General features: G+C 35.9%; 16 protein-coding genes. 9 read left to right on the forward strand and 7 right to left on the reverse strand.

Translation table 11 applies throughout. The features are described from left to right. Window positions 1-25: 25 nt before the first annotated feature. The 5 genes from LC457_RS00050 (at window position 26) to msrA (ending at window position 6,767) form a co-directional block, all read left to right on the forward strand. The gene (locus LC457_RS00050) at window positions 26-1,228 is read left to right on the forward strand and encodes a PepSY domain-containing protein (protein ID WP_223598080.1); all 1,203 of its coding nucleotides are present in this window, start codon (window positions 26-28) and stop codon (window positions 1,226-1,228) included. Beyond that, the gene (locus LC457_RS00055) at window positions 1,228-3,342 is read left to right on the forward strand and encodes a TonB-dependent receptor (protein WP_223598081.1); all 2,115 of its coding nucleotides are present in this window, start codon (window positions 1,228-1,230) and stop codon (window positions 3,340-3,342) included. The genes LC457_RS00050 and LC457_RS00055 overlap by 1 nt, the downstream gene beginning before the upstream one ends. Window positions 3,343-3,393: 51 nt before the next feature. Beyond that, on the forward strand, window positions 3,394-4,605 hold the full coding sequence (locus LC457_RS00060; RefSeq protein ID WP_223598082.1) for a PepSY domain-containing protein: 1,212 nt from the start codon (window positions 3,394-3,396) through the stop codon (window positions 4,603-4,605). 79 nt (window positions 4,606-4,684) lie between these two features. Next, window positions 4,685-5,653 carry an ROK family protein gene (locus tag LC457_RS00065; RefSeq protein ID WP_223598083.1) on the forward strand — a complete coding sequence of 323 codons (969 nt, stop codon included), beginning with the start codon at window positions 4,685-4,687 and terminating at the stop codon, window positions 5,651-5,653. A 559-nt stretch (window positions 5,654-6,212) separates the two neighbouring features. Then, entirely contained in the window at window positions 6,213-6,767 is a 555-nt protein-coding gene (gene msrA / locus LC457_RS00070; protein ID WP_223598084.1) for a peptide-methionine (S)-S-oxide reductase MsrA, read from the forward strand. 179 nt (window positions 6,768-6,946) lie between these two features. On the opposite strand, the gene LC457_RS00075 is transcribed toward msrA, so the two are convergent. Together LC457_RS00075 and LC457_RS00080 are read right to left on the reverse strand one after the other, a co-directional pair. Beyond that, entirely contained in the window at window positions 6,947-8,707 is a 1,761-nt protein-coding gene (locus LC457_RS00075) for a RagB/SusD family nutrient uptake outer membrane protein (protein WP_223598085.1), read from the reverse strand. 18 nt (window positions 8,708-8,725) lie between these two features. Continuing rightward, window positions 8,726-11,770 carry a SusC/RagA family TonB-linked outer membrane protein gene (locus tag LC457_RS00080; RefSeq protein WP_223598086.1) on the reverse strand — a complete coding sequence of 1,015 codons (3,045 nt, stop codon included), beginning with the start codon at window positions 11,768-11,770 and terminating at the stop codon, window positions 8,726-8,728. 330 nt (window positions 11,771-12,100) lie between these two features. On the opposite strand from LC457_RS00080, the gene LC457_RS00085 reads away from it, so the two are divergent. Continuing rightward, window positions 12,101-13,177 carry a phosphatidylinositol-specific phospholipase C1-like protein gene (locus tag LC457_RS00085; protein ID WP_223598087.1) on the forward strand — a complete coding sequence of 359 codons (1,077 nt, stop codon included), beginning with the start codon at window positions 12,101-12,103 and terminating at the stop codon, window positions 13,175-13,177. 136 nt (window positions 13,178-13,313) lie between these two features. Here the strand turns inward: LC457_RS00085 and LC457_RS00090 are convergent, their stop codons facing one another. Continuing rightward, entirely contained in the window at window positions 13,314-15,101 is a 1,788-nt protein-coding gene (locus tag LC457_RS00090; protein WP_223598088.1) for a metallophosphoesterase, read from the reverse strand. Between the two features lie 75 nt (window positions 15,102-15,176). Beyond that, window positions 15,177-16,016: a hypothetical protein gene (locus LC457_RS00095; RefSeq protein ID WP_223598089.1), complete on the reverse strand. Its 840-nt coding sequence runs from the start codon at window positions 16,014-16,016 to the stop codon at window positions 15,177-15,179. Window positions 16,017-16,375: 359 nt separating this feature from the next. On the opposite strand from LC457_RS00095, the gene LC457_RS00100 reads away from it, so the two are divergent. The 3 genes from LC457_RS00100 to LC457_RS00110 all read left to right on the forward strand — a co-directional run bounded on the left by LC457_RS00100 (window position 16,376) and on the right by LC457_RS00110 (window position 18,994). Further along, window positions 16,376-16,561: a hypothetical protein gene (locus tag LC457_RS00100; protein ID WP_223598090.1), complete on the forward strand. Its 186-nt coding sequence runs from the start codon at window positions 16,376-16,378 to the stop codon at window positions 16,559-16,561. 291 nt (window positions 16,562-16,852) lie between these two features. After that, on the forward strand, window positions 16,853-18,316 hold the full coding sequence (locus LC457_RS00105; protein ID WP_223598091.1) for an ATP-binding protein: 1,464 nt from the start codon (window positions 16,853-16,855) through the stop codon (window positions 18,314-18,316). Between the two features lie 12 nt (window positions 18,317-18,328). After that, window positions 18,329-18,994: a response regulator gene (locus tag LC457_RS00110; protein ID WP_223598092.1), complete on the forward strand. Its 666-nt coding sequence runs from the start codon at window positions 18,329-18,331 to the stop codon at window positions 18,992-18,994. Window positions 18,995-19,125: 131 nt separating this feature from the next. Here LC457_RS00110 and LC457_RS00115 read toward each other — a convergent pair whose 3' ends face one another. The 3 genes from LC457_RS00115 to LC457_RS00125 form a co-directional block, all read right to left on the reverse strand. Beyond that, window positions 19,126-19,575 (reverse strand): GNAT family N-acetyltransferase, encoded by a 450-nt coding sequence (locus LC457_RS00115; protein WP_223598093.1) that lies wholly within the window; start codon window positions 19,573-19,575, stop codon window positions 19,126-19,128. After that, a complete protein-coding gene (yihA, locus tag LC457_RS00120; RefSeq protein WP_223598094.1) occupies window positions 19,568-20,191 on the reverse strand; it encodes a ribosome biogenesis GTP-binding protein YihA/YsxC in 624 nt (207 codons plus the stop codon). The genes LC457_RS00115 and yihA overlap by 8 nt, the downstream gene beginning before the upstream one ends. A gap of 68 nt (window positions 20,192-20,259) precedes the next feature. Beyond that, window positions 20,260-21,021: an alpha/beta fold hydrolase gene (locus LC457_RS00125; RefSeq protein ID WP_047379978.1), complete on the reverse strand. Its 762-nt coding sequence runs from the start codon at window positions 21,019-21,021 to the stop codon at window positions 20,260-20,262. Between the last annotated feature and the right edge of the window lie 268 nt (window positions 21,022-21,289).

Raw genomic sequence — 21,289 nt, forward strand, 5'->3', positions numbered from 1 at the left:
CCCCTCGTGGGGTTAACTTTTTGCTATGAGAAAAAAGCATCACCATAAAAAGAAAGTTTCGCCAACAAAAAAATGGTCTGCCAAACTCCATCTGTGGTTTGGTCTGTCTGTCGGCATCATTGTATTTATAGTCTCTCTATCGGGGACTTTATATATTTTTAAGGATGAAGTACAAAACAGTCTGCGCAAAGAAGCCATTTATGTAAAAACAGAAGATCTCGGAAAGAAGGCATTGTCACTTAATTTGCTTCGTGAAAAAGTTTCACTGGAACTCAACGAAAAACATCCGCTAAGTTCAGTAGAAATCCCTTTAGACAAAAGCAAATCCTACCGTTTTCTTTATTATGAAAAAAGTAAAAAGGGCTGGAATTATTTTCAACAGGTTCTCATCAACAAGCAGGCATATGTAAATCAGTATACCGGAGAAATCATTGCGGTATATGATGAAAAATATGATGTATTTAATATTCTGAAGTATATCCATTGGGGGCTTCTGCTCAATTCCGAATGGGGACCATTTACTGTAGGAATCCCAACCGTTCTTTTTATTATAATGCTGATTACGGGAATCATCTTGTGGTGGCCCAAAAATAAAAATGCCAGAAAAGGACGCTTTTGGTTCAATTGGGAAAATGTAAAAAACTGGAAACGTAAAAACTATGACCTTCACAATGTATTAGGGTTCTATGCCTCATTCATTGCCTTAATAATGAGTGTTACAGGGATTTATTTTGCCTATCCGTATGTGAAAAATACCTTTAACCTCGCCATATCCGGCTATTGGGAAGCTCCAAAAGAAAAAGAAATCAAGTCTCCGGATTCATTGATGGTAAAAAATGAAGCTGTTTTTGATTTAGCTGCAGCGCAGACCGAAAAATTGTATGCGGGCTCATCCAGTTTCAGAATCAATTTAAACGGAAAGAATAAAAAAGGAAAAGAACTGAAGAACCTTCCCGTTACCATTTACGGAAAAGACGGAAGATTCAGCGAAAGAAATCTGCTGACATTCGATAAATACTCAGGAAAGCTACTGGCCAACAAACCTCATCAAAAACTGAGCAACGCCGAAAAATATGCCAATGCCAATTATGATGTTCATACAGGATCTTACTTCGGTCTGTTTGGAAAAATCATCTGGTTTATTGCCGGCCTCACGTGTACATCACTCCCTGTAACCGGATTTCTGGTTTGGTGGGGAAAAAGAAAGAAAAAAGGAAAGAAAATATAATGAAAAAAGCGCTTTTATCAGCTGCCTGTCTGGGAACCACTACCGTTTTTGCTCAGGTAAAAGATACTCTACAAACCAAAAATGTAGACGAGGTTGTAATGACTGCCTCCAGGAAAAAGGAAAACATAAAAGAAGTTCCAAGCTCCATCACTGTTGTGGGAGAGAAACAGATTCAGTCTCAGCTTACAGTAAATTCTGATATTACGAGCATTTTGCAATATACGGTTCCCAGCTTAGGAACCAATTCAGGGCAGACTTCCAATTCGGGACAGACATTGAGAGGGCGCCAGGTTTTGGTTTTGATTGATGGGATTCCGCAGTCTACCCCACTTCGTAACGGAGCAAGAGATTTAAGGACTATTGACCCTTCAGCTATCGAAAGAATCGAAGTGATCAAAGGAGCTTCTTCCATCTATGGGAACGGAGCAGATGGAGGAATCATCAATTACATTACGAAAAGAAGCAGAACAGATAAAAAAATCTCCGGGGTTTCACAGATTGGTCTTACAGGACAGCCTTACGGAGGGACTTTAGGAGTAAGAGCCAGCCAGCTTTTAACCGGAAAGATTAATAAATTCGACTATACCCTTTCATTAGCCTACGAAAGAACAGGATATACAAAAGATGGAGACGGTGTTTTGATAAGCCCTACTTACAGCATTGCCAAGATGGACAACTACAACGGATTGCTTAAAATTGGTTATGATATCAACGAGAATCAAAGAGTTGAAGCCTCTTATATTGGTTACTCTTCAAGATCAGACCTGAATGTAGGATTAAAAACAGGAAAATACGGCATCACTCCTACCATTGGTGAAGGATTAGGAAAAGGATTGGAAACAACGCCTCAGGGAACTCCGAAAAACCACAACATCAGAGTAAGCTATGACAATAAGAACCTGTTTGCAGGAACTTCTTTAAATATTAATCTTTATTATCAGGATTTTAAAACCGTTTACGGATACAGTGATACATTCTTCAACGGTGGGCAATCCAATGTTATTTCCCAGAAAAAAGGAGCAAGAATCAATTTGGATACCCAACTATGGAACTCCCCGAACTCACAGGGAGAAATCATCTACGGAGCTGATATCCTAAACGATCAGACCGTGCAGAAACTGGAAGACGGGCGTTTCTGGACTCCTAATATGAACATGACCAATATAGCACCTTTTGTATTGGCAAAAATTGATCTTTTCAAAAAATTCACCATCAAAGGTGGATTCCGCTACGAAAATATCAAAGTGAATGTGGATGACTTCAATACGCTTTCTTCCCTTAAAAGTGACGGAACATTTACTAAGAGTATTCCTGTAGCCGGAGGAAAATTAAGCTATAATGCTTTGGTAGGAAATATCGGTGTACGTTATAATATTGAACCTTATATCAACCTTTTCGGAAGCTTTTCTCAAGCCTACTCTATCAATGAATTGGGAAGAATTTTAAGAACCTCAACTTCTGAAACGATTAAAAATCTGGAAACGAAACCAATTATCGTTAATAATTACGAATTGGGAGCTACAGGACAACTTTCCAGCTGGCTTAATTATGAACTGACTTCCTATGTAAGTACATCTAAACTAGGTGCATCATTTGTGCAGAGCCCGGACAGAGCCCTGATGATTCAAAGATCTCCTGAAATTGTATATGGTGTTGAAGGTTTCTTACACTTTACTCCTACAAAATGGATTCAGTTTGGTGGAAGCTATAGCTGGATGGAAGGAATTACTTCTGTAAAAGATGATGGTGATTATTCAGCAAAAATCAATAACAGCAGAATTTCCGCTCCAAAAGTTCTGGCTTATGTACAGGCAAAACCTATTCCCACATTATCAGTTGGTTTAGACATGCTTCATTCTTTCCAGCAAAACAGATTCGAGCCTAACGCTAAAACAGGATTGTATGCTTACGGCGAAGGATATGTTCCTGAGTATACCGTTTTTAATTTCAAATCAAGCTACGAGGTGAATAACAACTGGAGGGTATCATTAGGAGTTGAAAACCTTTTTAACAAAGTATATCAGCCAGCCATCTCATGGTGGACGGCAAGAGACAGTGATTTCACCAATGCTCTTGGGTTGAGGGGAACCTTCATGATCGAATATAAATTTTAATTAAACTAAATAAAAAGTAAAACATATCTTTGCTTTACTTTTTAGCTGTATATGAAGAAAAATCATCATCATAAAAAGAAACCGGGATTCTTTAAAAAATGGTCTGCCAAGCTGCACCTTTGGTTCGGATTGGGAATAGGTTTTCTGATCTTTATTATCTCTATTACCGGAGCATTGTACGTTTTTAAGGATGAAGTTGAAAACATCACCCGAAAAGATGTCATCTACCACCATGAGCAGAATATTGAACAGAAGCAGGTGCTTCCTATCAGAGTAATGGAAAAAGCTGTTGCAGAACAGGTCAAGGAAAAATACCCGATCCACTGGGTCAATGTTCCTATTGACAAAAAGATGTCCTATATGTTCTTCTGGTATGAACACAACACAGATGCCTGGAATTATTTTGATGAATTTCCAATTTATAAACAAGCATATGTAAACCCATATACCGGGAAAGTACTAAGAGTTTATGATGAAAAAAACGGGTTCTTCAATATCGTAAAAATGATCCACTGGAGCTACCTTTTAAAACAGGATTGGGGAACTTATGTGGTAGGAATTCCGGTTATTATCTTTATCATTATGCTGATCTCGGGGATCATTTTATGGTGGCCTAAGAACAAAGCAGCAAGAAAACAGCGTTTTGCTTTCAAATGGAAAAATATTAAAAGCTGGAAAAGAAAGAACTATGACCTTCATAATGTATTAGGTTTTTATGCCTCTATTTTTGCTTTGATCTTTTCTATTACAGGACTTTTCTATGCATTTTTTGTCGTTCAGGCGATGATCTACGTGATATTTTCAGGAGGAGAAACAAAGTACCCGGATTTTTCCCATATCAAGACAAAAGCCCCTATTGAGCTGAGAACAGAGGGCACGCTGGATAAAATCATCAATACTGTACAGACAAAATATCCTGATTCCTATGGTTTTGCTATAGATTTAGGACACCCACACATGGATGATCATGAACACCCTAACTTTGAGGTGTATGTGAAACATCTTTCTTATTCTTACCATAAAAGCAGTAGTTTAATCTTTGATGAAAACTCAGGAGAATTGCTGCACACCCATGATCCGAAGGACAAAAACTTTGGAGAAAAGGCGGTGAGTGCTAATTATGATATCCACGTAGGAGCTATTTTAGGACTTCCTACTAAGATCATTGCCTTTATCGTAAGTTTGATCTGTGCCTCTCTTCCGGTTACCGGATTTATGATTTGGTGGGGGAGAAAAAAGAAAAAACCGTTAAAAACAGCTTAACATATTAAATAAAACCCAGTTAATAATCCATTAATACAATCTTTTTTATAATTTTAGCCCCTAGAATTTAATAATAGAAATGTCATTAATAGATTTATCAAAACAAGTTGCCCTTGGAGTTGACATCGGCGGAACCAATACTAAATTCGGAATCGTAAACCACCGTGGAGAAGTTCTGGATAAAGGAAACCTGAGAACCGATGCTTATGACAAAGTTGAGGATTTCATCGATGCTTTATATGAACATGTTCATCCAATGATGGAAAAATATGGTACTGAAGCACATTTTGACGGAATCGGAGTAGGAGCTCCTAATGCAAATTACTATAAAGGAACCATAGAATTAGCTCCCAACCTTCCTTGGAAAGGAGTAATTCCTTTTGCTGAGCTGATGACAGCAAAATTCGGACTTCCTTGTACAGTGACCAATGATGCGAATGCTGCGGCTCTTGGAGAAATGCTTTTCGGAGCAGCCAGAGGAATGAAAGATTTCATCATGATTACACTTGGAACAGGAGTTGGAAGCGGAATCATTGCTAATGGAAGCTTAATCTACGGACATGACGGGTTCGCCGGAGAATTGGGACATACAATTGTAAAACCAGGCGGTAGAAAACACTGGAGTACGGGTTCTGAGGGGAGCCTTGAGGCCTATGCTTCTGCTACAGGAATTACCATTACAGCAAAGAAAATGAGAGCTGAGTTCCCGGAATCTATGCTGAACCAGTATCCTGAAGATGAGATCAATTCTAAAACAGTATACGAGTGTGCGATGAAAGAAGACCCAATTGCTATTGAGGTTTTCAGATATACAGGTCAGAAACTGGGTGAGGCATTGGCCAATTTTGTGATGTTCTCTTCCCCGGAAGCCATTCTTTTATTCGGCGGAGTAATCAAAGCAGGAGATTTTATTTTAAAGCCTGCTAAGCTTCATATGGAAAGAAACCTTCTTCCTATCTTCAGAAATAAAGTAAAACTGGTATTCAGTGAACTTGACGAGGCTGATGCTGCTATTCTTGGAGCAAGTGCTTTGGTTTGGGAAAAATAAACTGAACACTATTTATATCATACAGAGCATCCTTCTTAGGGTGCTTTTTGTTTTTCCCACAGATTGCACAGATGATTATACTATATTTTCTTATAAGGTATAAACTCAGTATCATAAGATACTTCGACTCCGCTCAGCATGATATTGCTAATACCAGCTGTTTTAAAATATCTCAGATATCTGCCTTTCACATTTTGTATTGCTCTATTTTCTCACAGATTTTCGCAGATGATCGGGTTATATTTTCTTGTGTTTATTTGTGAAAACATTAGTGCTATTTGTGTTTAAAATTCAGCTTAATTGAAATGCTTCGACTCCGCTCAGCATGACATTGCTAATACTAAATGTTTTGAAAACCTTGAGCAATTATCTCTGTCATTTTATATACTGTATTACCTATAAAAACTTTTATAATTGTGTTTAAAAATCATTTGTCACATCTATCACGGCAATTTAAGTTTATAAGGCTAAAATCGTGTTCAAATGAAAAAGTTTTTCCTATTTTTGATTGGTCTTTTCTGCATCAGGAAAGGATAATAAAACAATATAATTACCAACAATGGACAACAATAATTTAGAACAGATTACTTTCGGTGGTGGATGTTTCTGGTGTGTGGAAAGCTGTTTCAATATGCTTAAAGGAGTAAAATCTGCTATTTCAGGATATTCCGGAGGACATAAAGACAATCCGACCTATCAGGAAGTTTGTACAGGAGAAACAGGACATGCAGAAGTAGTACAGATCACTTATGATCCGGCGGTTATTTCCTATGAACAATTGATGGATGTATTTTTCTTCCTTCATGATCCTACCCAATTAAACAGACAGGGAAATGATATCGGAACCCAATACCGTTCTGTTATTTACTATAAAGATGCTGCTGAAAAGGCAAAGGCTGAAGAAGCTATCAAAGTATCTCAGGAATCAGGAAGATGGGCAGGAACTTATGTAACGGAACTGACTCAATTCGATAAATTCTGGCCGGCAGAACAATATCATCAGGGATATTATAATGAAAATCCTACACAGCCTTATTGTAGTGCTGTTGTTGGTCCTAAGATCCAAAAGTTCAAAAAGTATTACGGAGAACTGGGAATGCTAAACGTTGAATAAAACCTTATATTCTAAGTTTTGGCTAAAGCCGGATTGATGATGTATATTGGGTTAAACGGACTAAATTCCGTTCCTATTGATATCAACTGAATCACCACAAACCGATACAAAATAACAGAAGCGAAGAGGAAATCTCTTCGCTTCTTGTTTACGCAAAAATAATTGTTATATGAAAAAAACTAATATCCCGGGTTTTGAGTGAAATCCTTTGAGGCATCAAGGGTTGCCTGAGGAATCGGGAAGATTCTTCTGTAAGGCTGAGTAGCTGCTTTTGCAGTTCCCGGCAAATCAAATTTTTGAAATCTGATCATTGCCTTTCTTCTGTACATTTCCCAATATAATTCATATCCTGATTCTTTAAAAAGCGCATCAGCATCCAGAGAAGTAAGCGCAACTCCCGGAGCATTATTCTTTAAAGCATCATTCGTTCTTGTTGTTCTTAATCTGTTAACATCAGCCAGCGCTCCAGATACGTTTCCGTTTCTGAAAAAGGCTTCTGCTCTCATCATATAGATCGTTCCTAATCTGTATAATGGAACATCCATTCCGCTTGTTCCGTTATTTCCGTAACCTGGATCAAATTCAAACTTAAAGTTTCTTACCCCTCTGTTGATCTGAGCCTGTGTAAATACAGCTTCTGAAGGATTATCAAAATTGAGTTCCGGAGTAAAATCTGCGGCAAGTGTTGTATTTTTTTCGGTGAACAATTTGTATACTTTGATTCTTCCGTCTGAAGTCAGGTCAAAGTTACCATTGGCAAGAATTTTAGGTCCATATTGCTGACCAACCTGTAATCCTCTGTTGAAGTGAAACCATGGTTTTCCTGTTCCTTCCACTTTACTTGTTGACGGTACACTCACATCCGTTCCATCATTTCTGAACCATGTTCCATCCTCATACTGGTAGGTTCTCTGAAAACGCGGATCATCATGATTTCCGTTCCATGAATAATAAAATTCCGGCGTAACACAAGAAGCATTCGTTCCTCTGTTATCCGGCGAAGGCTTCTGGATTCTTTCCATAGACATATAAGCCAGGTCATTGTCCGCATTTCTGTTTGAATTCTTCTTCTGAACAATGGTAAAGATCATTTCCTTACTTGTGTCGTTATTGATATCAAAATTGTGGAAGTAGTTTGATTCTAAGCTAAAAAAGCCTCCATTAATCAGCATATCAGAATACTTGATCACCATATCCATATCATTCCCTCCTCCACTTAAAGCCTGTTCCTTAAAGTTGAAAGTACCTGCCGTCTTGTTCTTTAAAACAGCTCTGTTTAGATACATATCAGCCAATAATGCATACGCTGCCTGTTTTGTAAATCTTCCTGCGTGCGTGTTCTGGGTTTTAATATCTGCCAGGTTTGGAATAAGACCTTCCACTTCAGTAATCAATGCATCAATGGTAGATTCCGCTTTTCTGATCTGAATGGGTGCATTTAAATTATCCGGGTCTCTGTACGGAGCCTGTCCATACAAATCAATTGTTGTATAGGTATAAAAGGCCAGTAACCCTTTAGCTTCAGCCAGAAATAAAGGCTTGTTATTGATATTACTTTTGTTGATACTTCCTATAGCAAAAAGAGATTTCGTAATTCCTGAGTTCAGCTGATTCCAAGTGTTTTTTACAACATCATTATTTGCATCCCAGGTAAATTCGTGCATGGCTCTCCACTTTCCTCCGTCTCCCCAGTCACTTCCTCTTGTTGGCAGGATAGCTTCATCAGTAGAATATTCCTGTAATGCAAACACACTTCCATGATCTACAAAAGTTCCGTCACCAAGTTGTCCGTAAGCAGCTGCAAGAGAAGCTTCAGGGTCTGCATTTTCAGTTCCCATTACCTCATCAATTACTTTTTCATCCAGATTGGTACATCCCACTAATGACATCACAGCGATGGACAAAACGATTTTATTTAGATTTAAAAATTTAGATTTCATAATTTCTTTTAACTTAAATTAAAACTTAATAGTAGCTCCCAGAATGAAAGTTTTCGCAGACGGATAGGTCGTATAATCAATTCCTAAAGACTGATTTCCCTGCACCTGCTTATTAGTATCAACAAGTGGATCGTAGCCTGAATAGCTGGTAATGGTAAACAGATTCTGTGCGCTTACATACAGATTGATACTTTTCAGAAATTTCAATTGATTCATGTCAAAAGTATATCCTAATCTTACGTTGCTTAAACGAATAAAGTCTGATTTTTCAAGATATAAAGAAGATAACTGCGGCTGATTGGCAAAACTTGCTCCTGAATCGTAATATTTCTTCAATACATTTCTGTCTGAAGCTAAGTTGTTAATATTCAAATCTAAAGCTGTATTATTCACAAGATAACCTCCTGTTTGTCCAATGAAAGAGAATGCAAAATCAAACTTTTTGTATTTCATATAAGAATTGATCCCAAAAGTGAAATTAGGAATAGCACCTTCAAAAATCTTTCTGTCATTCGGGTCAATCTTTCCGTCTCCGTTCAGATCTTCATAGATATATTTTCCGTTGGCATCAATTCCTAAGTAATTGTACATGTAGAAGGATCCTGCTTCATAGCCATTTCTATAGATATTTGCAGTAACACCTGAAAGTCCCGGTCCTGAAACTTCACCGGAATTAATTCCTGAAACCGGAAGATCTTTCACCACATTATTTACTGTAGCTCCATTAATGTCAAGATTCCATGTGAAGTTTTCGTTTTTAATAATTTCTGATCCTAAAGAGAATTCAAAACCTTTATTAACGATCTTTCCGTCAGCATTCAGCCAAACAAAATCTGTAGGACTCAATGGAGTGGAAGGAATAAATAATATTGGATTTTTGGTTGTCTTGTTATAGTATTCTAATGAACCGTATAATTTATTACTGAATAGGCTGAAGTCCAAACCAATATTGGTTTGCGCTACAACTTCCCATTTCAGATTAGGATTGGGTGTTCTTACCACCTGAACTCCATTGATGAGGTTTAAGTTATCATATAGATAATATCCTGCATTCTGTGATAACAGATAACTTGCTTTTGTAATTTTATTGAGAACTTCCTGATTTCCGGTTTCTCCCCAGCTTCCTCTTAGTTTCAGCTCATTGATAAATGAAACATCTTTTAGAAAGTTTTCTTTTGAAATGGTCCAGCCTGCAGCAACTGATGGGAAATATCCATACTTATTATTATCTCCAAAACGTGTGGAACCATCAGCTCTTAACGAAGCGGTTAAGAAATATTTTTTGTCAAAATTATAATTTACTCTTCCAAAGTAAGACTGCAGTTCATTTTCCTGAGAAGTTCCCGGCTGAGGAATAAATACATCTCCGGAATATCCCGGATTAATTTCCGGCGAAATCCCGGCTCCCTGATTCACAAAGTTTCTTACACCCAGATAAGTGGCAGTAGCTTTAAACTTCTGATAAGAAAAACCTCCTAATACACTGAAATTATGATTTTTAAAACTAAGGTCGTACGTTAAATAATGTTCCAAAAGAATATTATAAGAATCCAGATTGGCCTGGGAATAGATTCCTTTCGGGCTTCTGTCTGTAATATTCGGGAACATGGTGGTATTTCTTTCTGATAAACTTCTGTCAACCCCTAAATTAAATTTATAATTCAATCCCGGTAAAATTCTCAACGTTGCTTCGGTATTTCCTAATACTCTGAAAGTATTCGTTTTATCTTCGTAAACGCTCAATAAATAAAGTGGATTATAATGGGCGTTCATATTGAAATTGGTATAATTTCCGTTCTGATCGTAAACAGAACGCGTAGGATTTGCCATTAAAGCATGGATAATAAGCTGTCCGTCAGATCCTGCATTTCCACCGTTTGGAATTCCTGTTTCTCTGATATCACTGGCGGTAAGGTTTAACTTCACCTTTAATCTCTTGTTATCAAAGAAAGATTCTTCAGCATTCAAACGGGCTGTTGTTCTTTTAAAACTGCTGTTCAGAACAATACCATCCTGATCCATGTGAGAAAGGGATGCAAAATAATTCCCGGTTTCTGTAGCTTTTGAAAATGAAACGGAATGATTGGATGAAACGGCATTTCTGTAGATTTCGTCCTGCCAGTCTGTATTTCCGCCATGGTCATAAGATTTATCTATGCCCGCAGCTCTGTATTCATCTGCAGTCATTAAATCTAATTTTTTAATCACTGAAGAAAATCCTAAATACGTATCATACGTAAACATCGGCTCTCCTTTCTTTCCTCTTTTTGTTGTTACCAAAACCACCCCGTTTGACCCTCTTGCTCCATAGATTGCTGCAGCTGAAGCATCTTTTAAAACCGTGATAGACTCAATATCACTTGTATTCAAAAAATTAAGAGGATTCTTTGCGGTTGTATTCCCCAGTCCTACATTCGGACTTTGTGCACTTACAGGATCATTATTCAAAGGAATTCCGTCTACAACGAATAAAGGTGTACTTCCGCTTCGGATGGAACCGATACCTCTGATGGAAACATTCACTCCCGCACCAGGTTCTCCATTCGACTGAACGATACGAACACCCGCGATTTTTCCCTGCATCAGGTTATCCACGGAAATATTCATTCCTTCTTTGAAATTTTCGGCTTTCAGCTGGCTTACGGCTCCTGTTAAATCAGATTTTTTCTGAGAACCATACCCTACCAAAGTTACTTCTTCAATGGAAGTTGAACCTTTTTTGGATTCTAGTTTTATAGAAACTGAAGTACTGGAAATTTTCACCATCTGTTCTCCATATCCTTCATAAGAAATGGATAAAGTCTGTCCAATTCCGGCCGAAATTGAGAAGTTTCCTGATGCATCGGTAGAAACAGTGTCTCCGGTTTCTATAACAGTGACTTTTGCGCCTTCTATTGCAGAACCATTCTGATCCGTTACATTTCCGGAAATGGTTTCGTTTACCTGCGAAAACACAGGATAGTTTGAAGTAAATCCTTTAGCATCAGCTTGGTGAGCCACCAAAAAAATTAATGCAATCGGGATTAGCTTTTTAAACTTAAAAAAATTAATTTTGTGGTACATATCAATAAGTAAAGTAATTGCAAGACGTTACATTGCTTATCAAAAAGCCGCTGTTGTTCCCGCAACAGTGGTTTTCTTTTCAGGCAACGGTTAGTTTTTATTTCGGCATACAAAGTAAAAGGATCTACCACAAATCTATTTTAACATAATATTATCTTAAAGTCAACAAAATATAAATATCTCAATTTGAGAGAATAGAAACAGACTAAATATCAAACCCTTATACAACCCTATTTTCCCAATATTCACAGAATTTTAAAAATTACTTAACATAATATACAAGTCATTACCTGCAAAGAGTGATTAATTTTGTATGTAAAATGTATCGAAATGAAAAAGGCGGTTTTTCTTGGCATCTGTTTATCTTCATTTAACCTGTTTTGGTCACAATCTCAGCAACTTGATGAGCTAAAGATCAATGAAATTCAGGTAATAGGTTCTCACAATTCTTATAAGAAAGCCATTCTGCCTGAAGTTTACGCTTATTTGTCACAAAAAGACACTCAGAACTCTTTGCCAAAGATTCAATATGAACACATTCCTATTCCTGAGCAGCTGGATCTTGGACTTAGAAATCTGGAAATTGATGTCTATGCAGACAGCAAAGGAGGAAAATATGCTCATCCGAAAATTCTTGATCTTGTAAAGACCAGCAAATCTTTTGATCCTGAAGGAAAAATGAAAAAACCGGGTTACAAAATGATTCACATTACAGATATTGATTATCAGACATGGTATTATACCCTGGAAGAATGTCTGAAGGATTTGAAGAAATGGTCTGACAGAAATCCTGATCACGATCCTGTTTTTATAACGCTTGAACCCAAAGATGGAAAAGCAAATCAATTCGGGACAAAACCGGAACACTATACCGCAAAACTTTTTGACGATCTGGATCATGAACTGAAAAAATACCTCGGGAAAGATAAAATTATTATCCCTGATGATATCAGAGGATCTTATAAAACACTGAATGAAGCTGTTTTAAATAAAAACTGGCCAAAAGTAAAAGACGTAAAGGGAAAATTCCTTTTTGTAATGGATAATAACGGAGAAAACAGAGACCTCTACGCCAAGGATCATCCTTCATTAAAAGGGAGAATGATTTTCACGAATTCAACACCCGGAACTCCTGAAGCTGCTGTTCTGTTTATGAATGAACCGAAGAAAGATGATACAGTGATCAAAGATCTGGTTAAAAAGGGATACATCATCCGTACCAGAGCAGATGCGGATACAATTGAAGCAAGAAGCGAGGATTATTCAAGATTTGAAAAGGCAAAAGAAAGCGGAGCACAGATCATTACAACGGATTATTATTATCCCAGCAAATTATTCAAATCCAACTATAAGGTAAGTTTTGACAACAACACCTATGAAAGAAAGAATCCTTTGGCAGGAAAGTAGTCCTGTTTTGCTGTTAGATTTATAATTGAGGAGGCCGCCAGACTGGTGGCCTTTTCTTTTTATTTAAACACAAATAACACTAATTCTTTTCACAAATGCCACAAAATACAAGCCGAAGATTTATGAAGTATTATATTTATAGCTTTATTATTTCCTTTTTTTTCAAATCTATTTCAAAATGATCTGCCGGATCTCCGTGAGAAAGTAATGAAAGGATTTTAAAAAATGATTTTAACTGCATAACAAATAAATTCCGAGACTGACTCTTCTCATATAGCTTCTCCAATATTTGATATTGCTCTAGCCGTTGTTTGGGAATATCTCTTTTCGCCAGCTCATCTGCAGATTGAAATTTATATAAATCCAGTAGTAAATCATCGAAAGACCATTTTCTAAAATCCTCAGAAATGATACCTTTCACTTTTAACTGATCTTTATTTTGAATGAGTAACAGGAGATCTTCTCCATTTAAGCTTTTAGTTTTATCAATAAAATCTACTGGCCAGTCATCAGGAATCATTCTTAGCCGAACCAATTCTTTTAAATGAAAAAGCATAAAGTCATGGTAAGATTTTGTTTTTAAAATGTCTTTATTCCAAAGTATTTTAGTTGTATCATACCGTAAGGTTTTATATTCTTTTTCGTACAAAGGAAACAATTCATTAAACCGGGGAACATCATTTACAACTTCGGTTTGTACCTCCATCCTATCAGGAGATTCTATAGTCAAAATTTTATAAGCAGGCAAATAAGCAGCCAGTGACGGAACCTGAACATTAACCAAAACATTCTCTCCAAATTTTCTGATTCCTGTATCATTAATATGCATATGTCCCGCAAAATGAACCTGTAATCCTGCTTCAGCAAATACTTTTGCAACTTCTTCCTGTGGAACACGTTCCAGCTGCCACTTTTTTTCTCTCAACAGGTTTTTAATTTCGTTGGTTGCCCCATCATTGAAATCAATCATCGGATAATGGGTAAATGCAATCAGGGTTTTGTTGTTTTTCTTTGCTTCATCAGCAAGCTTCCTTACCCATTTTATTAAATGCTGTTTGTTGGTCAGTACATTATTATAACCAATACTTGCTCCTTTATAATTAGATGCATTACTTGGATTTTCATTGATGTTTTTGGGAATATAGGTATTTCCGTCTATGGCAATCATCCATACATCCTTCACCGGTTCAACAACATAACTTAAATCAGGAACAGGAAAACCTTTGACCACCTCATACATCCTTTTGGAATACTCTGCGGTTTCCAGACCTTTTTTGTAAGTGTAATTTTTAAAAATATCTTGATCAAAAGGTGTACTCCAGAATAAATCTTCTTTTTTAGGATAGAATCCAAAATCTTTTAATTCATTCAAAATTTCAAGATACCCTGATTCTGCAATATCTTTTGTAATGATCTTATCTGTTGATTTTCCGATATTTTCTCTACTATAAATCCCCAGCGGCTTTCCATTCTTACCAAGAAAATCATCTTTCCCACCATCATTTCGAAACGGTCCAACGGGATCATGATTTCCTGTTGTCAGGTAAAAATTAATGCCATATTTCTGATGATAATTGTCTAAAATTGTATGAAGTCCGCGAAGGTTATAAGCCTGTCCATCATCAGAAAAATCACCTGGCATCGCTACAATTTTAATTCCTTTAGCAGCAATATCATCCAAAGCCTTGAGAAAGGCAAAATAGTTCTCATTAAAAACTCTTGTGGAATGTAATTGAGAATCCATCGTCCTCAGGATCGTGGATTTTCCCGTTTTAGGATTCATAATTCCTTTAAAATCATGATCTGAAAAACTTCCATACAAATCCTGAAAATGTACGTCAGACAGAAAAGCAATCTGTATAGGTTTCTGCGCCGAAAAAAGAGTACTTATAAAAAGTAAAACGGAGACAATTGGTTTATTCATCTTAAAAATAAGACGAAATTACAGGAATGAACGAGGAAATGTTTTAATTGAATTTTAAATTATTGTGAAGGAAATTTATTCTGCCGGCATTATACCGGGTTTCTTTCCTGAATATTTTCTAATGATGTATTCAGTTGATCTTTTTAACTCTTTTTTATTCTCCGGATCGATTCCGTCCATTGTGAAAAATTCGACTTTTCCGTTAACCTTGGAATACCATGTTTTCCCCAGCGCGTTCTCTACTGTAAGTGTGTCTTTTCTCGTAATACGTTTAAAGAATTTAATCTGAACATTATCTTTCGGAATAACATTCAGAACTGGGTTACCTTCCTTACAGTCTGTCAGCCTGTATTCATTATTATCCCAGTACATGCAGTTCTTTTCAATACCTGACAGATTCAAGAGATTGAATGATTCATATGCATTTCTATTTCCTGTTGAACAATAATAATTACCAATAAAAAAACTTCCAAGGATAAACATCCCTACAAGACCAAAACTATTTTGTCTGACAAATTCCGGCATTTTAAAATGCTGTTCATTGATGATATTAATATTAATTTTGGACAGCCTTTCAGATATAATCTCCTCATCCTGGTCCACACTGATTTTTACCGTAGTCAGATTTTTTTTATCATCATTCCTGATAAAAGTCCTGGAAAACTCTGTAAAATCTTTATACCCGATATACTGGCTCATTTTATTCAGTCTCTCCGGTTCAATATTCCTATTGCTATTGCCTTCCACAAAATCTTCATAATATCGTATGAATGTTTTATCTGAAATATCATAGAATTTCAGATTATCAATAAAACAAAGATGCAGATAAGAAGCTAATCCACTTTTTGTGGTTTTCTCTGACTCTCTTCTTGCCTGCTCAAATACTTCATTAATCAGTAGTTTTTTCTTGGACATAAACAGTGTTTTCGGGCATTACAAAGTAGATGATTTTCAATCACACCACATTACGGATTTCCGTAATAACTCCACACTTATTTACTGTCTATTGATGTCTATTCTTTGTCTAACATGTCTATTCTTTTTTGCTGCAAATTTGCTTTAGAAATCAACAAAAACATTAAAAACTGATTTCAAAAAAACCAGAGAAAACAGAGATTAAACTCCGGATAGGGAAGCAGATGTTTTTCCTCCGTTTTTAAAGGTTCACTTCCCAAATAAATTAAGAAGCGCTTCGAAATTTAATAGTGTACAGCTCGCGATAACACTTCGCGAGAGGAAGAAATACGGTTTCAACTTCGAAAATTTTAAAAGGAATGATCCAAATTATATTGATGCTATTAGGCTTAGCATTTTCAGATAATAATGCAAATACGCCAGCAACAGTAAACGGCAATAACATAACCACAATGACTATGCAATCCGAAGGAATATTTATGGGAGAAAGCGGAATTGATGGTGATACGAGTGGAGATAACGGACAACTCCCTCCAAAAAAATAAAAAGACACATCTATATTCAGCGAAAGAGAAATCTTTCGCTGTTTTTTTTTAAATTCGACAAAACAAATAATTTTGAAGTTTTATTTTATTCTATTTTGTCTGATTATTCTATCGTGCTCTAAGAATAAACCTCCGGTTGTTAAACATAATTTAACCAATCTTTTCTATGATAAAGCCTTTGAATATAGAGAAAGTAAACAGCCTGACAGTGCATATTTCTATTTTGACAAAGCTCGTGATTTATTCCTTCAAAGACAGGATAGTTTAGGTGCCGGAAAGTGTTTAAACAATATGGCAATTATTCAAGAACAATTCGGTGATAACTATGGGAGCCAAGAAACTTCATTAGAAGCAACTAAATATTTAAATGAAAGTAATACAGCAAATTATGAATATGTAAAGTCAAACTATAATAATCTCGGAATAACCAGTTATAATCTAAAGGAGAGTGACAATGCCATACGATTTTACAACCTTGCAATAAAATTCTCACCAAGCCCTGACGAAAAAAAAACATTCATTAATAATAAAGGAAATGCATACCGTCAAAAGAAAGACTATAAAAATGCATTACAAATGTATGCCTCAATTTTAAAAGATTCTCCAAAAAGTAAAAAATTATTGGCAATGGTTATTACGAATCAAGCCAGGACGAAATGGCTTCAGAATCCGGCATATGATCCAATCCAAGAATTTAATAAGGGATTAGATATTAGAATTAAAGAGCATGATATGTATGGACAGGTATCTAGCCATTCCCATTTAGCAGATACCTATCAGGAAAAAGATCCTCAAAAAGCCTTATTTCATGCCAAAAAAATGTATGAACTTTCGAGAGAAATAAAAAACCCAAATGATGAAGTTGAAGCTTTACAAAAAATAATCCTTTTAGAGTCGCCAGAAAGAAGTAAATTCTTTTTTAAAATTTATCAAAAACGAAATGACAGCATTGATGCGGCAAGAAAAAAAGCTAAAAATCAATTTGCGTTAATCCGTTATGAAACAGAAAAAAATAAAGCAGAGAATCTCTCACTCCAAAAGGGAATTGCTCAGAAGGAATATCAAATCACTAAACAGAATATTTTAATTATAAGCATAAGTTTAGGGGCACTCGCCTTTATAATCAGTGCTTTCTTTTGGTATAAAAAACGTAAGCAGACTCTACTTCTAGAATCCGACAATAAGTTAAAAGAACAACAGCTAAAAGTTTCCAAGAAAATTCACGATGTGGTAGCCAACGGTATTTATCAGGTAATGACTAAAATCGAAAATCAGGAAGATTTCGATAAAGAAAAAATACTGGACGAACTGGAGTTTGTCTACGAAAAATCCAGAGATATTTCCTACGAGAAAGCAGTCTCCGAAGATAAACCAGAGTTCAGTAAGAGAATATCAACTCTCATTGCGTCTTTTAATAATGAAAATGTAAAGACTTACCTGGCCGGAAATGATGAAAATATATGGAAAACACTGAAAGAATTTACCCGGGAAGAAATCTATCAGGTTATGCGGGAACTTTTGGTAAATATGAAAAAACACAGCCACGCGACCCATGTTGCTTTTAAATTTGAAAGAAAAAATAATAATATACAAATTCAGTATACAGACAATGGCATCGGCATTTCAGAAGGAATTACTTACAAAAATGGTTTAACAAATACGGATTCCCGTATTGAAGCTATCCATGGAGAAATTATTTTTGACACTGAAACCGAAAAAGGGTTGAAAATTTATATTTCATTTCCTGCTTCTTAAAAAAGAAAAAGAATGTTCAAAAAAATTTTAATAGCTGAAGATCACGAAAGCAGCAGTATTTCTGTACAGAAAACATTAGAAGACCTTACTATTTCCACCACAGATTATGTTTATTATTGTGATGATGCATTAGCTAAAATTCAAAAATCCATTCGTGAAAATGATCTTTATGATTTGTTAATTACAGATCTTTCTTTTGAAGAAGACCACAACATACAAAATCTTAAAGATGGAAAAGAGCTGATAAAAACCATTAAAGAGCTGCAGCCTTCTTTAAAAGTAATTGTTTTTTCAGCAGAACATAGGTCCGGAATTATCGATAGCCTTTTCAACGAATATGGAATCAATGGTTTTGTCCGTAAAGCCCGGAATGACTCAAAAGAACTTAAAAAGGCAATTGCCTCAACCTATGTGGATGAAAATTATCTTTCTCTTGATCTTAAACAGGAAGTAAAGAAGCTTAACAATTATGAGTTTTCCAACTATGACATCACTTTGGTATCTCTCTTATCTCAGGGAGTTTTACAGAAAAACATCCCTGTTTATCTTCAAAACAATGATATTAAGCCCAATAGCTTAAGCAGTGTAGAGAAAAAACTGAACAGCATGAAAGAAGATCTTCAGATAACAAGCAATGAACAGCTTGTAGCTTTTTGTAAAGATTTGGGAATTATTTAAATCCATTACGGTTTTCCGTAAGGTTAGTTTTCTTAATTGTTCTACTTTTGGAGTAAGAAATGATGAAAAACTAATAACACCCAATATAATTTTATACAGTTCGAAAAAGGTATCTCGTTTGAGATACCTTTTTACTTTCTTATCATTTCCGTATGCGGAATATCATCTTCCAGATATTTCTTGCCCGTATCTATAAATCCAAATCCACTATAGAATCTTAAAAGATAATCCTGTGCGGATATTTTGATCTCAGAAGTATGAAAACGGTTTTCTATTGTTTCTACAGCATATTGTATCAACTGTTTTCCCAGGCTTTTACCTCTCGCCTGTTCTGTTGTCAAAACTCTACCGAAAGAAGTTTCATCATATTTTACTCCTTTATCAAAAACACGGCAATAAGCAAGAACCTGTCCGTCTTCTTCAGCCCAGATATGAACCGCCTTTTGGTCATAATTATCCAGATCAGGATAAGGACAATTCTGTTCAATAACAAAAACGTCAATACGTGCTTTCAGTACCGAATACAATTCAGGAACTGTTAACTCATCAAACGTTTTGATTTTCCAGATAATATTACTCATCGAAGCTTATATTATTATTGGTTAAAAACTCATTGGTTTTTTGAATAAAATTAAGAATGTTATCTCCGCCCTCTTTCTTTTCTGCTGAGGTCACATATAGTTCAGGAAGATCTTCCCAGGTTTTATGAAGCTCAGCTTTATAGTCTTCAACGTTTTTAACAGCAACGTTCGGTTTTAGTTTGTCAGACTTGGTAAATACAATTGAAAAAGGGATTCCACTTTCACCACACCATTGAATAAATTCCAGATCAATTTTCTGTGGAGTATGTCTTATATCTACCAATACAAAAAGATTAACAAGATTTCTTCTGTTAAGAATATAGTTCGTGATCAGCTTTTCAAAATCCTTTCGCTGAACTTTTGAAACCTTTGCATAACCGTAACCCGGTAAATCGGTAAGGTACCAGTTTTCATTCACTAAAAAATGATTGATCAGCTGGGTTTTTCCTGGAGTTTGTGATGTCTTAGCCAGATCTTTATGGTTCATCATTGCGTTGATCAATGACGACTTTCCTACGTTTGATCTTCCGATAAAAGCATATTCAGGAATATTGGGTTCAGGGCATTCCTGCCATTTTCCGCTGCTCTTTACAAACTCTGCTGTCTTGATAATCATTGTTGAATGTATTTTAGAAAAATAAACCATTAAGAAAAGCTCTTAATGGTCATTTTATGATGTATTTATTAAACTTTATCTTTTATCCAGTTGTACAGGATTTCATTGAATTCATCCGGTTTCTCCATCATGGCTGCATGCCCGCAATGGTCTATCCAGAATAAATCCGAATTTGGAATAAACTTGTGCATATCCTCTGCCACTTCCGGAGGAGTTACATTATCCTGTTTCCCCCAGATCAGACACGTAGGTGTCACAATCTTCGGAAGGTCATTCAGCATATTGTGTTTGATGGCACTTCTTGCCAGCATTACTGTTTTTATTCCTTTCATTCTGTCATTTACCACCGCAAAAACTTCATCTACAAGATCTTCTGTTGCAATCTTTGGATCATAGAAAACTTCTTCCGTTTTCTTTCTGATATAAGACCGGTCATTTTTCCTTGGAAAACTGTCCCCGAAAGTTCTTTCATACAATCCGGAACTTCCTGTAAGCACAAGATTTTTTACCAAATCAGGTCTTGCTAAAGTCAAGATAAGTCCTACATGCCCTCCCATTGAGTTTCCCATAATGGTAACCGGACCTGAAATATGACTTTCTATAAACTTGATAATATATTTTGCGATAGTGGTAAGATTCGTATTGAGTACCGGCAGATCATAGATCGGCAACTGAGGAACATATACTTTAAAGCCTCTTTCCGAAAAAAAATCTACCATTTTATCGAAATTACTCAAACCACCCATTAACCCGTGCAACAGCACTAATGGATGTCCTTCTCCCGCTTCTACATAGGAATATTTCTTTTCTTTTTTTGTACTAAATATCATAAAACGCCTTAATAAAGCCTTGCAAAAATACAAATTAAACCTCAAAAAAATTTTGATTATCCTAATTTAAGATAAAAATAATATAATATTCTCCTTTTTAACTTTTTTTTTCAAACGCGCTTTATTATGGGCCAAATAACACTTTCAGCAACTATCTTCATATCAGTATTTTACATTATTGAAATTCAATCTCTAATAAAACTTATTAACATTGAGTCAAAAAGTGGGAAAAAGTGGGAAATTTTGGAAATTATTATATAAATTTGTC

Source organism: Chryseobacterium sp. GVT01B (assembly GCF_019970045.1).
Lineage (GTDB): Bacteria > Bacteroidota > Bacteroidia > Flavobacteriales > Weeksellaceae > Chryseobacterium.

Excerpts from the sequence above, each read along its gene's own strand:
- LC457_RS00050 (WP_223598080.1), top strand. The coding sequence starts at position 26 with ATGAGAAAAAAGCATCACCATAAAAAGAAAGTTTCGCCAACAAAAAAA.
- LC457_RS00055 (WP_223598081.1), top strand. The coding sequence starts at position 1,228 with ATGAAAAAAGCGCTTTTATCAGCTGCCTGTCTGGGAACCACTACCGTT.
- LC457_RS00060 (WP_223598082.1), top strand. The coding sequence starts at position 3,394 with ATGAAGAAAAATCATCATCATAAAAAGAAACCGGGATTCTTTAAAAAA.
- LC457_RS00065 (WP_223598083.1), top strand. The coding sequence starts at position 4,685 with ATGTCATTAATAGATTTATCAAAACAAGTTGCCCTTGGAGTTGACATC.
- msrA (WP_223598084.1), top strand. The coding sequence starts at position 6,213 with ATGGACAACAATAATTTAGAACAGATTACTTTCGGTGGTGGATGTTTC.
- LC457_RS00075 (WP_223598085.1), bottom strand. The coding sequence starts at position 8,707 with ATGAAATCTAAATTTTTAAATCTAAATAAAATCGTTTTGTCCATCGCT.
- LC457_RS00080 (WP_223598086.1), bottom strand. The coding sequence starts at position 11,770 with ATGTACCACAAAATTAATTTTTTTAAGTTTAAAAAGCTAATCCCGATT.
- LC457_RS00085 (WP_223598087.1), top strand. The coding sequence starts at position 12,101 with ATGAAAAAGGCGGTTTTTCTTGGCATCTGTTTATCTTCATTTAACCTG.
- LC457_RS00090 (WP_223598088.1), bottom strand. The coding sequence starts at position 15,101 with ATGAATAAACCAATTGTCTCCGTTTTACTTTTTATAAGTACTCTTTTT.
- LC457_RS00095 (WP_223598089.1), bottom strand. The coding sequence starts at position 16,016 with ATGTCCAAGAAAAAACTACTGATTAATGAAGTATTTGAGCAGGCAAGA.
- LC457_RS00100 (WP_223598090.1), top strand. The coding sequence starts at position 16,376 with ATGATCCAAATTATATTGATGCTATTAGGCTTAGCATTTTCAGATAAT.
- LC457_RS00105 (WP_223598091.1), top strand. The coding sequence starts at position 16,853 with ATGGCAATTATTCAAGAACAATTCGGTGATAACTATGGGAGCCAAGAA.
- LC457_RS00110 (WP_223598092.1), top strand. The coding sequence starts at position 18,329 with ATGTTCAAAAAAATTTTAATAGCTGAAGATCACGAAAGCAGCAGTATT.
- LC457_RS00115 (WP_223598093.1), bottom strand. The coding sequence starts at position 19,575 with ATGAGTAATATTATCTGGAAAATCAAAACGTTTGATGAGTTAACAGTT.
- yihA (WP_223598094.1), bottom strand. The coding sequence starts at position 20,191 with ATGATTATCAAGACAGCAGAGTTTGTAAAGAGCAGCGGAAAATGGCAG.
- LC457_RS00125 (WP_047379978.1), bottom strand. The coding sequence starts at position 21,021 with ATGATATTTAGTACAAAAAAAGAAAAGAAATATTCCTATGTAGAAGCG.